The organism is Mannheimia massilioguelmaensis, from assembly GCF_000940515.1.
Taxonomy (GTDB): Bacteria; Pseudomonadota; Gammaproteobacteria; order Enterobacterales; family Pasteurellaceae; genus Basfia; species Basfia bettyae.
In genome coordinates this window covers 303783-319490 of the sequence record NZ_CDQL01000005.1, presented here as the reverse complement: position 1 = coordinate 319490, position 15708 = coordinate 303783, and the positions used below count along the sequence as shown (strand labels likewise).

Below are 15708 nucleotides of genomic sequence, written 5' to 3'. Positions count from 1 at the left end.
TCTTCTACACTTTATACCTGCTCTAATAATTCAATTTCAGTTTTCAGGCAATAAGGCATATGCCGAGGTCCTCTCACAGCAGACACTCCAAATGCTTTCATTTTATCTCTGGTAATCAATAATTTATCGTATTCTTTCAAACATTTTACTTTCATTACACGTTTAATTACTAAATCCTCACGTTCTGACTCATAAGGAATATTTACTTCTAGTACTTCACATTTATAACGAATAGCCCCTGTTGGCTCGGTAACATAAATATAAACTTGATCGCCTACGGCAATATTATTACTTTGTTTCCAGAGCGTTTCCATTCCTTCATGTAAATACTTTTCTACATCATAATATTTTGGATTAGCGGGTAAAATTCATTCATTATAACGAACTATACCGAGTTTTTTCTTACGCCGCTTACTTGCAGTTAAATCAAAGCTACTGTTGAGTAGAAAAATAATGGTTTCTTTATCCACAGAGCCATCTAATAAAATGCTAATCCAATGTGATTTATTCATATGATAGGCGGGTAAAAATCCTCTCTGCGTCACAAACGTACTTTGAATTTCAGGGCTACATTTCACATTCATCACATCTATTTTCTCTGTGCCAAGTAAACCTAAATGTTCTGCAGAAACACTCATCAAAATGGCATACCATTTGTTATTATCTTGATGACGCAATACAGCATAAGTAGGATAATTTTTCCACAAATATTCAGGTTCAGCACAATATTGTTGTAAAACGTAGTGCAAAATTTCTGTTTTTAATTTATTAGCCATTTTACTTATCCTATCGCAGTAACCTCTAGGTATATCATATTACTCTTTTAATCATATTGTTGATTAAAAATTTTCTATTTTTCCACCGCACTTTGAGCATAATTCATTTCTATTTCTATGATTTCCCCGTATCATATTCCAATTAATGAGTGAGGAACAACCATGCAAAAATATCTAGGTGAATTAATTTTATTTTGTGTCAGCCTATTAGCTGCATTAGGATGGTTTTTCTCTAAATATTCACTCGTAGGATTCCCTTCTGTAGGCTTTATTGCTGTGCGTTTCCTCGCTGCATTTGTCATTTTTTTACCCTTTGCCTATGCACAAATACGAACCTTAGAAAAACGCCAATTTATTATTTCATCTTTACTTGGCACATTATTCGCAACTTATTTTTTAGTGTGGATCTTAGCCATTACCCATAATACTAATTTTGGTGCAGGGGCATTTATTGTCAGCTTAGCCATGCTGATTGCCCCATTGATAGCTTGGATTATTTTCCGTAACAAACCTGCTCGTTCTTTTGCGATTGCTCTGCCATTTGCCTTCATTGGCTTATACTTTATTGCTAAAGGAAATTCTGAATTACAATTTTCATCAGATGACTGGCTTTATTTATTAACGGCAATTCTTGAAGCCATTTATTTTGTACTTAATAATCATTATGCTAAGCATATTCCAACACTCTCATTTACCACCATTCAATTTGGTGCAGGAGGCTTAGTTTGTGCTATTTATTCTTGTTTATTAGAAAGTTGGGCTGAACAAATTCCTCTTGAAAGTATCTATTGGTTGGCATTAAGCGTGCTAGTAGCAACAAACTTCCGATTTTTATTACAAACATTAGGACAAAAGCTCTGCAATATTAGCAATGCTGCTTTAATTATGTTACTTGAACCTGTCTGGACACTGATTTTAAGTGCGGTAATTTTTTCAGAAATTTTATCTTGGCAGAAGATTCTAGGTTGTTCCCTCATTCTACTTTCATTAATACTTTATCGCCTACCGAATGTGCTTAATAAAGCAAAAGTGCAGTGAAATTTTCTAAAATTCCACCGCACTTTTTAGTTATTACTTCATTTTATATGAGATTATTGCTTCACTAACTCAACCACTTCTTTGGTCAATCGAGCAATTTCATCCCAATTTTTCTCATTGATAAGTTTTTTGTCTACAAACCATGAACCACCACAAGCGACAACATTTGAAATGGCTAAATAGTCTTTAATATTGCTTACACTCACCCCACCTGTTGGCATAATTTTTAAGCTAGCATAAGGACCAAGCAAGGCTTTGATCATTTTCACGCCACCACTTGCCTCGGCAGGGAAAAATTTCACTGCCGTTATTCCTAATTCCAATGCTGCTTCAATCGCCATTGGGTTGTTTATCCCTGGGGTGACAGGAATGCCTAACTCTTGGCAATATTTAACGATATTTGGGTTAAAACCTGGGGTCACAATGCAATCAGCCCCTGCATTTTTTGCGGTCAGCACCTGTTCTTTGGTCAGTACCGTGCCAGCCGCAATCAGCACTTCTGGGCAATTTGCTTTGACTAATTTAATTGCTTCTTCAGCAGCTGCGGATCGAAACGTAATTTCTACCACAGGCAAGCCGTTTTCGGACAAAGTTTGGGCTAATGGCAAAATGTCCTCCGCATTATCTAAGGCAATCACGGGGACGACTTTCAGTTCTGTTAATTTTTCAACAATTTGTTCGGTGGTGTAACGCATTTTTACCTCTTTCTATGCCTAGCACGCAAAGTGCCTACTAGGTTAAGCATAATTTAGCCCCTCTGGGGCTGTGAATAATAATCTCATTAAGCATTAAACTGCTCTTGCAAATGAGCAGTGGCGACTTTATCAATAATCGCCCCTTTATGCTGAATCACAATACCGGCAAGCTGGTTTCCCTGTTGGCAGCAGACTTCAAGCGGTTTGTTTTGCAAGAAACCTGCTAAAAATCCAGCATTGAAGGAATCGCCAGCGGAAGTGGTATCCACCACATTTTCCACGGCAACCGTCGGCACAAATTGCTGCTCGCCATTTTGACAGAAAATCGCACCGCACTTGCCTTGTTTTACCACAATAATTGGAATGCCAAAATCGGACAAACGAGCAATAGTAGCTTGTTCATTGCTGTCAGCCCAAAGCATTTCTTCATCATCAAAGGTCACTAACGCCACATCGATCAACGGCAGCAACGCACGATAGCATTTTTGAGCTTGCTCAAGACTTTCCCAAAGTTTCGGACGGTAGTTGCTGTCAAAGGCAATTTTTACCCCCTGATTTTTCAACTCACAAAGCTGTTCAATCAGCAAAGTGCGGTCATTTTCAGGCAAAATTGCAAGGCTGATACCGCTTAGGTAAATCATATCCATATTTTGCAATGCTGCCAAAACCTGAGGATAGTCAGGATGTTGCAACAAATATCGAGCTGCCGATTGATTTCGCCAGTAAAGGAACGTGCGTTCGCCTTGGTTGTCGAGCTGGATCAGATAAAGCCCTGGTTGGCGGTGTTCGTCACGCAAGACAAAATCGGTGTTGATATTATCTGCTTGCCAAGCAGCCAACATTCCTTGACTGAGTTTATCCGTACCCATTGCGGAAATGTAGCGGACTTCAATCTGATTTGGCTGCGTAATACGAGCAAGATAAGTGGCGGTGTTTAAGGAGTCACCACCATAAGTTTGCCACATATTACCAAACGGCTCGCCATTGAGCTCAATCATACATTCGCCAATAATTGCGAGTTTTTTCATTGTTACTCCTATTTGAAATAACGCTTCGCATTACCGTAGCAAATATCTTTTACCATATTGCCGAGTAAATTTAGGTCGTTTGGTGCTTCACCTCGTTCTACCCAGCCGCCAATCATTTCGCATAGAATGCGGCGGAAATATTCGTGGCGTGTGTAAGATAAGAAACTGCGAGAATCGGTCAGCATTCCGACAAATTGGCTGAGTAAACCTAATTGTGAAAGCTGCTGTAATTGGCGTTCCATTCCGTCTTTTTGATCGTTGAACCACCAGCCTGAACCGAATTGAACTTTGCCTGCAATGCCGCCAGTTTGGAAGTTACCAATCATACTTGCGAGCATTTCGTTATCGCGAGGGTTGAGGCAGTACAAAATCGTTTTTGGCAATTGGTCGGTTTGCTCCATATTATCTAATAAACGGGCAAGCGGCTCTGCAAACGAGCGGTCGCCAATGGAATCAAAGCCTGAATCCGCACCTAATAATTTGAACATTCTCGTATTATTGTTACGAATTGCCCCAATGTGCATTTGCATTACCCAACCACGTTTGTGATATTCCGTGCCTAACCAAACAAGAAGTGCGGTACTAAATTGGGCAATTTCTTCTTCTGCAAGCGGTTGATTTTGCAATCTTTTTTGCAAAATGTAATCCAGCACGTTTTCATCAGGAATCGGGGCAAAACGGACAACTTCAATACCGTGGTCAGCAGATTTACACCCTTGTTGGTCGAAATGTTCAAGGCGTTTAAATAACGCTTGTTTAAGCGTATCAAAGCTGTTGATTTCAATATCGGTAACTTTACCTAGCTGTTCGATGTAGTCATTGAATAGTAGTAACTCAATTTTGAATGCTCGGTCAGGTCGCCAACTTGGTACGACTTCAATATCAAAAGTATTATCTGCTGCAATTGCTTTGTGGTATTCCAACGAATCAATCGGATCGTCGGTTGTACCAACCAACTTCACATTCATTTGCTGCATAATGCCACGGGCAGAAAATTCAGGTTGCTGTAACAGCTCATTGCCTTGATGCCAAATTTTTTCGGCGGTTTCAGGTGAGAAAAGCTTATTGGTAATACCAAATGGACGGCGTAATTCTAAATGCGTCCAATGGTAAATCGGGTTGCCGATACATTTTGGCACGATGTGAGCAAAAGCAAGATATTTGCTGTATTTATCCGCATCGCCTGTGATTAAACGCTCTTCTACGCCAGCAGAACGCATTGCTCGCCATTTGTAATGATCGCCCTCAAGCCAAATTTCTGTCAAATCATTAAATTGGCGGTTTTCGGCAATATCTTTTGGGCTTAAATGGCAGTGGTAGTCAAAAATCGGCTGATCTTTGGCGTAATCGTGATAGAGCTTTTGAGCTGTTGGGGTTGAAAGTAAAAAGTCTTCACATAAAAATTGTTTCATACAAACCTCTTTAGGTTATACACCGCTATATGCTGAGAAACCGCCATCGACAGGCACAATCACACCGTTTACAAAGCTGGAGTATTGGCTATCAACCAAGAACAGTAATGTTCCTAATAATTCTTCTGGTTCACCAAAGCGTCCCATTGGGGTATTGGTTAAGATTTTATTAGCGCGTGCGGTTGGGTTGCCATCATTATCAAACAGCAATGCACGGTTTTGGTTGCTGACTAAAAAGCCTGGTGCGATGGCATTGCAACGAATCCCCACTTTTGAGAAATACACCGCAAGCCATTGAGTAAAGTTACTGATTGCCGCTTTTGCACCTGAATAAGCTGGGATTTTGGTTAGTGGCGTAAAGGCGTTCATACTTGAGATATTAACGATATTCGCACCTTCTTTACCAATCATATCTTTAGCGAAAACTTGGGTTGGGAGAAGTGTGCCTAAGTAGTTTAAATTAAAGACAAATTCAATTCCGCTTTTATCAAGTTCAAAGAAAGATTTGGTGCTATCGCTCAAATCAAAGGTATGAAATTCATTGTCTGTGGTCGCTTTAGGACTATTACCGCCTGCACCGTTAATTAAAATATCACAAGTGCCAAAATCAGCGGCAATTTGGTCACGCACAGTTTTGATATTGTCTAATTCCAAAACGTTGGTTTGATAAGCTTTAGCAATGCCACCTGCAGTATTGATTTCATCCGCCACTTTTTGGGCTGATTCAAGGTTGAGATCGAGTAATGCTACTTTCGCTTTCGTTTTAGCAAGTTCTTTTGCTAAATAAGCACATAACACTCCCCCAGCACCAGTTATAACAATAACTTTATCCCGTAAATTATGATTTTCTGAAATATTCATAATATCTATCCTCTTTATATGAATTCTTCACATTAAAAAGATCTATTGCTACCAAATGGTAGCAATAGATATATGTAATTAATATTTATTGAGCTGGTGCCAATGTATCAATTTTCTCAATAAAACCACCAATAACAGGATTGTCTTTAGCTTCATCATGCATTGCTTTAGTTGCATCAATAAATGGTTGTTTCTCAACAGTTACAAATTCAACACCCATTTCAGCAATTGCTTTTTCTTTTTCTTCTTTAATCATTTTTATCCATAAATCTTTATGAAAAATCATTGAATTATCAGCTGCTGTTTTTAAAACTTGTTGCTGTTCTGGGGTTAATTTAGCCCAAGTCTTTTCACTAATTAATAATACATCTGGAATCATAGTATGTTCATCTAAGCTAAAGAATTTAGCAACCTCACCATGGCGGGCTAATGTCAACGCAGTTTCATTATTCTCTGCGGCATCCACTACTTTTTGTTGCAATGCAGTATAAAGTTCACCATAAGCTAAAGGTGTAGCATTTGCACCTAATAATTCCATCATTCTTACAGCACTTGGGCTTGGTTGTACACGTACTTTTAAACCTTTCAAATCAGCAGGTGTTTTTATTGGCTTACCAGCATAAAAGCTACGTGCACCGCCATCATAATATGTTAAACCGATGAAACCTTTCCCTTTAGATGCTTCTAATATTTTTTGCCCAACCTCAGGATCTTTTAATGTAGCATAGTAGTGTTCTGAATTACGAAATAAATAAGGAATATTGAATGCTCCATAAGTTGGCTCAAATGCTTCCATTTCACTTGCATTAGATTTTGCCATATCAAGTGAGCCTGATTGTAATAATTCTACTGATTCACGTTGAGTACCTAATTGACTATTAGGATAAACACGAATTACGACCTCACCATTTGTTAATTTTTTTACTTCATCAGCCATATGCTGCATAGAAATATGAACAGGATGAGTTTTATCATTATTATGATTCAATTTTAATGTTATTTTAGCTGCTACAGAAAAAACAACACCTAAAGATAAAACCGCACCTAATGAAATAGAAAGAATAGTTTTTTTAGCGAACATATTTAGGTTCTCCTAATGTGGTTAACATTCAAAATTACAATTCGAACAATTTGCAAAATAAATTGTGAATTTAATCTTACTTTTTTTATCCTACATATCAAACCATTTTTACCAAATTGGTGAACCAGATCACAAAAACAATCTTTTCCATTTGCATAAAAATACTTTTATCCACAAAATTGGTATTCCAATTATCCCGATTAATATTAATTAAAAAAGAGGCTATATGATAAAATTTATATCCATCATAGATAAAATACTATCAACCTTATGCACCTTGCTTAGCGTCATGCTTGTAATTAGCGTAATTTGGCAAGTATTCTCACGTTTTGTCTTAAATGAACCAAATACCTATACTGATGAACTTGCTCGCTTTGCTTTCATTTGGGTTGGGCTCATAGGTGCAGCTTATGCATTAGGACAAAAAAAACATTTAGCCATTGACTTATTAGCAACTAAATTAGAATCATCTCCCATAAAACATAAGCGTCTAAATCTTATTATCAATGTAATAACCCTATGTTTTGTTATTCTAATTATGTGCTATGGAGGTTTGAAATTAGTTAATGATACTCTGGCAGTGGGACAAATTTCTCCGGTGCTTGGTATCGAAATGGGTTTGATTTATGCCGCAATTCCATTGAGTGGCTTCTTTATGCTAATTTATACGATTCGTGATTTATTTAATTGCTTACAATCACCTTCATCAATTAATTGAAAACAGAGGATACTTTATTATGGAATGGTCCACAGTTATTGTTCTTTGTAGTACTTTTTTCACCCTTTTATTTATTGGTGTACCAATTTCATTTTCTATTGGTATAGCCTCTCTTATTACTGTAATGATGTCAGTATCTTTTGATGCCGCTATTACAGTAATTACCCAAAAAATGGCATCAGGTTTGGATAGTTTCTCGTTGCTCGCGATTCCATTTTTCATTCTTGCTGGAAATATTATGAATCGTGGCGGTATTGCTTTGCGTTTAATTGAATTTGCTAAAGTAATCGGAGGCCGTTTACCAGGTTCTCTTGCCCATGTGAATGTGTTAGCCAATATGATGTTTGGTTCAATTTCAGGTTCAGCGGTAGCATCTGGTGCTGCGATGGGCGGTATTATGTCTCCTTTACAAAGAAAAGAAGGTTATGACCCAGCATTTTCAGCAGCAGTGAATATTTCTTCTTGTCCAACAGGATTACTAATTCCACCAAGCAATACTTTTATTGTGTATTCATTAATTACAGGTGGTACATCAATTGGGGCATTATTCTTAGCAGGCTATATTCCAGGTATTTTAATGGGATTATCCATTATGCTCGTCATTGGATACCTTGCTAAAAAACGTAATTATCCTGTTTCACCAAAACCTACAAAATCTGAAGTGATTAAAAAAACCTTAGATGCTTTACCAAGCTTAGGTTTAATTATTGTCATTATGGGGGGTATTATTGGCGGTATTTTCACTGCGACAGAGGCCTCTGCTTTTGCAGTAGTTTATACCTTAATTTTGGCAGTACTGATTTATCGTGAAGTGTCTATTAAAGAATTACCACAAGTTATTTTAGAATCAGTAGTAACTACGTCTATCGTATTGTTACTAATTGGTACTTCAATGGGAATGTCTTGGGTAATGGCGAATGCTGATATTCCGTATACTATCAGTGATGGGTTGTTATCTGTATCTGATAACCCAATTGTGATTCTATTAATCATCAACATTATTCTATTAATTGTTGGCGTGTTTATGGATATGACGCCAGCGTTGCTTATATTTACGCCAATTTTCTTCCCTATTGTAACAGATTTAGGAATGGATCCAGTTCATTTTGGTATTTTAATGGCATTTAACTTATCTATCGGAATTTGTACACCACCAGTCGGCAGCGCCTTATTTATTGGCTGTTCTGTAGGTGGCGTGAAAATTAACCAAGTGATTAGACCATTATTACCATTCTATGCGGTATTGATTTTAACGTTATTCCTCGTGACTTACGTACCTTCACTGAGTCTTGCGTTGCCACAATGGTTACTCGGTTATTAATCAAGGAAGCATCAGATGAAAACATTAAAATATTGGCAGTTTAGCCGAAATGAAAATAACCGCATTGATATTCAATGTGAACGTGGGATTGAATTACATATTTTTGTGTTGGAGCAAGATATGTTCCGTGTGGCATTTACTCGTAACAATGAGTTTAAAGTGCCAGCGACTTGGGCGATTAGCCCAAATGCCGATGATGTTGCGTGGCAAGGGCGTAATAAATGGTCGGTTGAGGGATTCTCGTTACCTCATTATGAGGTTCAGCAATTTGCAAATTCTTTAGAAATTTCGACCGCTTGTATCAAGCTTATTGTGCATCAACCGCTTTATTTGGAATGGCAACATAAGGTAAATGGTGAATGGAAAACCTTTGTTTCAGACCGCAAAACAGGGGCTTACTTGTTTGGTGTGTCTAACACGAACGTAACCCATTATTTGAATCGTAGCGTAAGCGAGCAATACTACGGCTTGGGTGAAAAAACAGGGAATTTAAACCGCCACGGTCGCCGTTTTGAAATGCGGAATATCGATGCGATGGGCTATAACGCCGAGTATATGGATCCGCTCTATAAGCATATTCCATTCTATATTACCCACGCTGATGAAGTGAGTTATGGTATTTATTACGATAATTTAGCACCGTGCTGGTTTGTGCTAGGCAGCGAAATTGATAACTACCACGCATATTATCGTAACTACAAAGCTGAAGACGGTGATTTGGATTACTATATGATTCTCGGCCCGAAAATTGTGGATGTAACCAAGAAATATACCAAACTCACAGGCGGTACGATTTTTGGGCCTCGTTGGAGTTTAGGCTACAGCGGTTCAACAATGAGTTATACCGATGCACCAGATGCTCAAGAACAGCTTAAAAAATTCGTCGATTTATGTCGTGAACACAATATTCCGTGTGACTCATTCCAGCTCTCGTCAGGCTATACCTCAATTAACGGTAAACGTTACGTGTTTAACTGGAACTACGACAAAGTGCCCCAGCCGAAATTAATGAGCCAATATTTCCTTGATGTAGGAATGAATTTGGCGGCAAATATCAAACCTTGTTTGCTGCAAGATCACCCTCGCTACAATGAAGTGGCAGAAAAAGGCTTATTCATTCAAGATTCCGAATCAGATAATCCAGAACGTTCAATGTTTTGGGACGATGAAGGTTCACATTTAGACTTTACTAACCCTGCAACCGTGGATTGGTGGAAATCCAATGTGAAATCACAATTGATGGAAATGGGTATTGGTTCAACGTGGAATGATAACAATGAATTTGAAGTGTGGGATGACTACGCCAGATGCCATTTCTTTGGAAAAGGCTTGCCGATTAAATTACTTCGCCCACTGCAACCTTTATTGATGATGAAATCCTCTTTTGAGGCTCAAAAAGAATTTGCCCCAAATGTGCGTCCTTATTTGATTTCTCGTTCAGGCTCAGCAGGGATGAACCGCTATGTGCAAACGTGGTCGGGGGATAATCGTACTAGCTGGCATACGTTGAAATATAACATCAAAATGGGCTTAGGAATGAGCTTATCGGCGCTTTACAATGTGGGGCACGATGTAGGTGGCTTCTCTGGTAATAAGCCTGAACCTGAATTATTTGTGCGTTGGGTTCAAAATGGGGTAATGCATCCTCGTTTTACTATTCACTCTTGGAATGATGACAAAACCGTGAATGAGCCGTGGATGTACCCTGAAGTCACAAACATTATTCGTGATTCTATTCAGCTACGTTACCGCTTAATGCCGTATATCTACAATTTATTATGGCAGGCACACACGCAAGCAGAGCCAATGTTACGCCCGACTTTCTTAGATCACGAACACGATGCAAACACCTTTGATGAAAATGATAACTATCTGTTTGGTAAAGATTTATTAGTGGCTTCAGTGGTAGAAGAAGGGCAACGTAAACGAGAGGTTTATTTACCGTGTAACTATTCTGGTTGGTATGATTTTTATACGCACCAGTGGTATTATGGCGGCGAAAAAATCCTGGTGGATGCACCACTAGAACGTATTCCATTATTCCTAAGAGCAGGCTCGATTATGCCGCTTGCTTCAAAAGGACGTTCTAATACTTTAACTGATGATTACCGTGAATTACTCATTATGCCGTTTATCGATCAAGGCAAGGCGAATATGTCTATCTTTGATGACGATGGTGTAAGTTTTGATTATTTAAACGGTAAACATTTAACCCTAGACATTGAATTGAATTGCTCAAGCAAAGCGATTGAAATCAATATAACGAAAAAAGGTCATTATGAGCCACAATATAAAGAGTTAGTCTTTACTTTACCTCATACAGAACAACGCCAGTTAATCGTAAATGGTAAATCTGTTGAGCGTGGCTATAAATTACCTATTTCAGAGATTTAATTAGAGGCATTATCAAAAAATTATGACACCCGAAGATTTACGTTCTTATAAGAAAATCGGACAAGAATTAAAAGTAGAGTTATTAAGTGGGGCTTATAAAGTCGGTGATAAGTTGCCAGCAGAGCGTGATTTATCTAATTACTTTAATGTAAGCCGTACGGTCATTCGTGAGGCAATTATTATGCTTGAGCTTGAAAATCTGGTTGAGGTGCGCAAAGGCTCAGGGGTTTATGTTATTAATTTACCAAAATTAAATTCTGAAGGCATTGAACACTTACCCGATGTTGGTCCCTTTGAGCTGCTGCAAGCTAGACAATTATTAGAAAGTAGTATTGCCGAATTTGCAGCAATTCAAGCAACACGAGCAGATGTTTTACAGTTAAAAGAAATTTTAGAACGCGAACGAAATACCTTGGAACACGGTGACGAAGATTACATTGCGGATGAAGATTTTCATAAAACGATTGCGGAAATTACACAAAACGAAGTGATTATCCGCATGCAAAAAGATTTGTGGGAATATCGAACAAATAGCCCAATGTGGAAAGGGTTACACGCCCATATTCCAGATCAAAGTTACCGTCATCTATGGTTAAAAGATCACGAAAATATTATTGCAGCTATACAACGAAAAGATCCTGTATTAGCAAGAAAAATGATGTGGCAACATTTGGAAAACGTGAAACAAAAGCTGTTTGAATTATCGGATTTAGATGACCCGAATTTTGATGGCTATTTATTTAAAGTAAGTCCATTAGTTGTCAATTTATAAACTTAATTAGGAGTTGAGTATGGAACAAACATGGCGTTGGTATGGACCTAATGATCCAGTTACTTTATCTGATATTCGTCAAGCTGGTGCAACAGGTGTAGTAACTGCCTTACACCACATTCCGAATGGACAAATATGGTCAAGTGAAGAAATCAATAAACGCAAAGAAATTATTGAAGCTGCTGGTCTAACATGGTCTGTAGTAGAAAGTGTCCCTGTTCATGAGGACATTAAAACCCAAACAGGTCAATATAAGACTTGGATTGAAAACTATAAACAAACATTACGCAATTTAGCACAATGTGGTATTGATACTGTATGTTATAACTTTATGCCTGTTCTAGATTGGACACGTACTGATTTAGCTTATGAATTACCTAACGGTTCAAAAGCATTGCGTTTTGATCAAATTGCATTTGCTGCATTTGAATTACATATTCTAAAACGCCCTGGTGCAGAAAAGAACTATGCAGAGGAAGAAAAAACAGCTGCTAAAATCTATTTCGACAATATGACTAAGTCTGATATCCAAAAACTAACCAGTAATATTATTGCTGGTTTACCTGGTGCTGAAGAAGGTTATACCCTGGAAGAATTTCAAGATCAATTAGATCGCTATAAAAATATTTCTCCTGAAAAATTTCGTACCCATTTAGCTCACTTCCTAAATGAAGTTATTCCAATAGCTGAAGAAGTTGGCATTAAAATGGCTGTGCATCCAGATGATCCTCCTCGTCCGATTTTGGGTTTACCACGTATTGTCTCCACTATTGAAGATATGCAGTGGTATGTAGATACACAATCATCACCAGCAAATGGGTTCACTATGTGTACTGGTTCTTATGGTGTTCGTGCTGATAATGATCTTGTTGAAATGACTAAACGATTTGGAGACCGTATCTATTTTGCTCATTTACGCGCGACAGAACGTGAAGAAAATCCGTTAAGTTTCCATGAAGCAGATCACCTTGGCGGAGATGTAGATATGTTTAATGTAATTAAAGCACTATTAACCGAAGAATATCGTCGTCTTAATAATGGCGAGACTCGATTAATTCCAATGCGGCCTGACCATGGACATCAAATGTTAGATGACCTAAAGAAAAAAACCAACCCCGGTTATTCAGCCATTGGACGCTTAAAAGGTTTGGCTGAATTTCGAGGTTTAGAATTAGGACTAAAAAAAGTTTTTTTTGAAAAATAATCTCTCAGGTATTAGAGCAAATCTAATACCTTTTTATTATATAGTAGCTGTTTCGTTAAAATTATTTATATTACTTAAGTAAGGAGCATACCTATGAAAAAATTACTTTTTCGCCTTTCATTACTTTCCATTATATCCACATCATCATTTGCTATTGATAATTTGACTTATGACAAAATAGTAACTAAATCTTTATCAAAGGGGAACATTGAATACTTTATTCAAGGGAAAGGTGGTATTGGAGAAAAAAATAATACTATGTGTGAAGATGGATTATTTTTTAATGATTATTATCTTGCAGTATTTGATGGCGCTACCGACAAATCAGGCAAAAAATATGACGGTAAAAAAGGGGGAAGAGTCAGCCGAGATATTATTCAAGAAGTATTCCAATCTTTACCAGCTGGGACAGATAAAGAAAAAATTATTACATTAATCAATGAAAAATTTAAAAATTTTTATGCTAAGTACCCAGATATTGATTTCAAAAATACCCCTCATTTACGTCCAACTGCAACATTAATATGGTATGACTTTACAAAAAATGAATTAATCGCGATTGGGGATTCAAAAGCGCGTATTGATAACGTGAAATATAATAATGAAGTCAAATATGTTGACGAATTAAATAGTACTTTACGCGTAAAAATCTTAAAAGATCTTAAACTAACCAATGAGCAAATTGAAGAAAATGACATTGGTCGTTTTTACATTATGCCATTATTAACTCGCCAATCAGAATTCCAGAATAATCCTAATGCCCCTAAAGCTTTCCAATATTGGGCAATAGATGGATTTGATATTCCGATATCTGAATTAAAAATATGGAAATTTGATAAAACACCAAAAGTTATTGAATTATCATCTGACGGATATGAAACCTATCCGAAAGATATCACTATTGATGCATATGAAAACACATTAAAACAAGAGTTATCAGAAGATCCATTAAGAATAAAAAATCCTTCTACTAAAGGTATAACAAAGGGAAATTATACTTTTGATGATAGAGCAATATTAATATATCGTAGTAAATGATAACCAATAAAAAGCCTCTTAATGAGCTAATCATAAGAGGCTTTTTATTTAATTAACTAAGTTAAAAACTAACCCATACCGTATTTTTTTAATTTTTTACGTAATGTGCCACGGTTAATACCTAACATTGTTGCTGCACGAGTCTGATTACCGCGAGTATATTGCATTACCATATCTAACATTGGATGTTCAACTTCAGCTAATACTAGTTCGTAAAGATCATTTACGTCTTGACCATCTAATTGTGATAAATAATTTCTTAACGCTTGTTTTACTGAATCACGAAGAGGTTTATTAGTTACTTGAGATTGTGAATTTAAAACTGATACGGTTAATGCATCAGAAGGACTACGTTGTTGTTCTAACATTGTTGTTTATCCATTACGATTAAATTGAAAAACTCTTCTAAAGCCAATAACTGTTCTTTAGGGACGGTTATTGCATTAAAAGTCTGTTTAAAATCGGAATTAGGTTGAATTCCTTGCAAATACCAAGCTACATGTTTGCGTGCTATGCGATATCCTTTTTGTTCACCATAAAATTTATGAAGATCCTGAATATGCTGCAAAATAACACCGCACTTTTCATCTAAACTTGGCTCAAAAATTACCGAATCGTGTTCTACTAAGCTCTCTATTGATCTAAATAACCAAGGATTGCCTAATGCACCACGTCCGATCATGACGCCATCTGCACCTGTATAAGCCAGTACAGACTTAGCCTTCTCCGCTGATGTTATATCGCCATTTGCGATAACAGGAATTGAAACTTGCTGTTTAACCGCTTTTATATTGTCATACTCAGCATTCCCCTCAAATAAACATTCACGGGTTCGCCCATGAATGGTTAATGCTTGAATACCACTTTGTTCTGCAATTTTTGCGATTTCTACACAATTTTGATGTTCAAGATCCCAGCCTGTTCTAATTTTTAATGTTACAGGCACATCAACCGCATTTACTACTGACTCAAGAATTTGGCGGACTAAATCAGGATATTGTAATAATGCTGAACCTGCCATTTTTCGATTCACTTTTTTAGCAGGACAACCCATATTAATATCAATAATTTCAGCACCATAATCCATATTAACTTGAGCAGCTTTTGCCATTTCATCTGGATCAGAACCAGCTATTTGCACAGCGTTTATTCCTGCATCTTGATGATGAGCCAAACGCAAACGCGATTTTTCTGTATGCCAAACTTGCGGATTAGTTGACATCATTTCCGAAAACGTTAAGCCTGCACCATAAGTGGCACAAAGTTTTCGGAAAGGTTGATCGGTAATACCAGCCATAGGTGCAAGTAAAATGCGATTCCTGAGTTGATAAGGTCCAATTCGCACCTTTCTATTTCCTCTCCAAAAGTAG

14 protein-coding genes and 1 pseudogene are annotated in these 15708 nt (G+C 37.3%); 7 read left to right on the top strand and 8 right to left on the bottom strand.

Features of this window, described 5'->3' with window-relative positions; translation table 11 throughout:
* Nucleotides 1–11: 11 nt before the first annotated feature.
* Nucleotides 12–776: pseudogene (locus BN1226_RS04705) on the bottom strand (MmcQ/YjbR family DNA-binding protein).
* A gap of 162 nt (nucleotides 777–938) precedes the next feature.
* Here BN1226_RS04705 and BN1226_RS04700 point away from each other — a divergent pair.
* Complete coding sequence (locus BN1226_RS04700) at nucleotides 939–1814, top strand: DMT family transporter (RefSeq protein WP_044470206.1); 876 nt, start codon at nucleotides 939–941, stop codon at nucleotides 1812–1814.
* A gap of 53 nt (nucleotides 1815–1867) precedes the next feature.
* Here the strand turns inward: BN1226_RS04700 and BN1226_RS04695 are convergent, their stop codons facing one another.
* From BN1226_RS04695 to BN1226_RS04675, 5 genes are all read right to left on the bottom strand, one after another.
* Nucleotides 1868–2509: a bifunctional 4-hydroxy-2-oxoglutarate aldolase/2-dehydro-3-deoxy-phosphogluconate aldolase gene (locus tag BN1226_RS04695; RefSeq protein WP_044470205.1), complete on the bottom strand. Its 642-nt coding sequence runs from the start codon at nucleotides 2507–2509 to the stop codon at nucleotides 1868–1870.
* 86 nt (nucleotides 2510–2595) lie between these two features.
* The gene (locus BN1226_RS04690) at nucleotides 2596–3537 is read right to left on the bottom strand and encodes a sugar kinase (RefSeq protein WP_077064988.1); all 942 of its coding nucleotides are present in this window, start codon (nucleotides 3535–3537) and stop codon (nucleotides 2596–2598) included.
* An 8-nt stretch (nucleotides 3538–3545) separates the two neighbouring features.
* Complete coding sequence (uxaC, locus tag BN1226_RS04685; protein WP_044470204.1) at nucleotides 3546–4949, bottom strand: glucuronate isomerase; 1404 nt, start codon at nucleotides 4947–4949, stop codon at nucleotides 3546–3548.
* 15 nt (nucleotides 4950–4964) lie between these two features.
* Nucleotides 4965–5810: an SDR family oxidoreductase gene (locus BN1226_RS04680; RefSeq protein WP_044470203.1), complete on the bottom strand. Its 846-nt coding sequence runs from the start codon at nucleotides 5808–5810 to the stop codon at nucleotides 4965–4967.
* 85 nt (nucleotides 5811–5895) lie between these two features.
* Nucleotides 5896–6891: a TRAP transporter substrate-binding protein gene (locus tag BN1226_RS04675; protein ID WP_044470202.1), complete on the bottom strand. Its 996-nt coding sequence runs from the start codon at nucleotides 6889–6891 to the stop codon at nucleotides 5896–5898.
* 226 nt (nucleotides 6892–7117) lie between these two features.
* On the opposite strand from BN1226_RS04675, the gene BN1226_RS04670 reads away from it, so the two are divergent.
* The 6 genes from BN1226_RS04670 (at nucleotide 7118) to BN1226_RS04645 (ending at nucleotide 14338) form a co-directional block, all read left to right on the top strand.
* The gene (locus BN1226_RS04670) at nucleotides 7118–7609 is read left to right on the top strand and encodes a TRAP transporter small permease (protein WP_005761874.1); all 492 of its coding nucleotides are present in this window, start codon (nucleotides 7118–7120) and stop codon (nucleotides 7607–7609) included.
* 19 nt (nucleotides 7610–7628) lie between these two features.
* A complete protein-coding gene (locus tag BN1226_RS04665; protein ID WP_044470201.1) occupies nucleotides 7629–8930 on the top strand; it encodes a TRAP transporter large permease in 1302 nt (433 codons plus the stop codon).
* 15 nt (nucleotides 8931–8945) lie between these two features.
* Nucleotides 8946–11324, top strand: coding sequence for a glycoside hydrolase family 31 protein (locus BN1226_RS04660; protein WP_044470200.1), 2379 nt, complete (start codon nucleotides 8946–8948; stop codon nucleotides 11322–11324).
* Nucleotides 11325–11346: 22 nt separating this feature from the next.
* Complete coding sequence (locus BN1226_RS04655) at nucleotides 11347–12096, top strand: FCD domain-containing protein (protein ID WP_044470199.1); 750 nt, start codon at nucleotides 11347–11349, stop codon at nucleotides 12094–12096.
* 19 nt (nucleotides 12097–12115) lie between these two features.
* Nucleotides 12116–13300, top strand: coding sequence for a mannonate dehydratase (gene uxuA / locus BN1226_RS04650; RefSeq protein ID WP_044470198.1), 1185 nt, complete (start codon nucleotides 12116–12118; stop codon nucleotides 13298–13300).
* A 93-nt stretch (nucleotides 13301–13393) separates the two neighbouring features.
* The gene (locus tag BN1226_RS04645) at nucleotides 13394–14338 is read left to right on the top strand and encodes a hypothetical protein (RefSeq protein WP_044470197.1); all 945 of its coding nucleotides are present in this window, start codon (nucleotides 13394–13396) and stop codon (nucleotides 14336–14338) included.
* Between the two features lie 68 nt (nucleotides 14339–14406).
* Here the strand turns inward: BN1226_RS04645 and fis are convergent, their stop codons facing one another.
* Complete coding sequence (gene fis / locus BN1226_RS04640; RefSeq protein ID WP_005761862.1) at nucleotides 14407–14706, bottom strand: DNA-binding transcriptional regulator Fis; 300 nt, start codon at nucleotides 14704–14706, stop codon at nucleotides 14407–14409.
* A complete protein-coding gene (gene dusB / locus BN1226_RS04635) occupies nucleotides 14700–15683 on the bottom strand; it encodes a tRNA dihydrouridine synthase DusB (RefSeq protein WP_044470196.1) in 984 nt (327 codons plus the stop codon). Before dusB ends, fis begins: the two co-directional genes overlap by 7 nt.
* Nucleotides 15684–15708 lie beyond the last annotated feature (25 nt).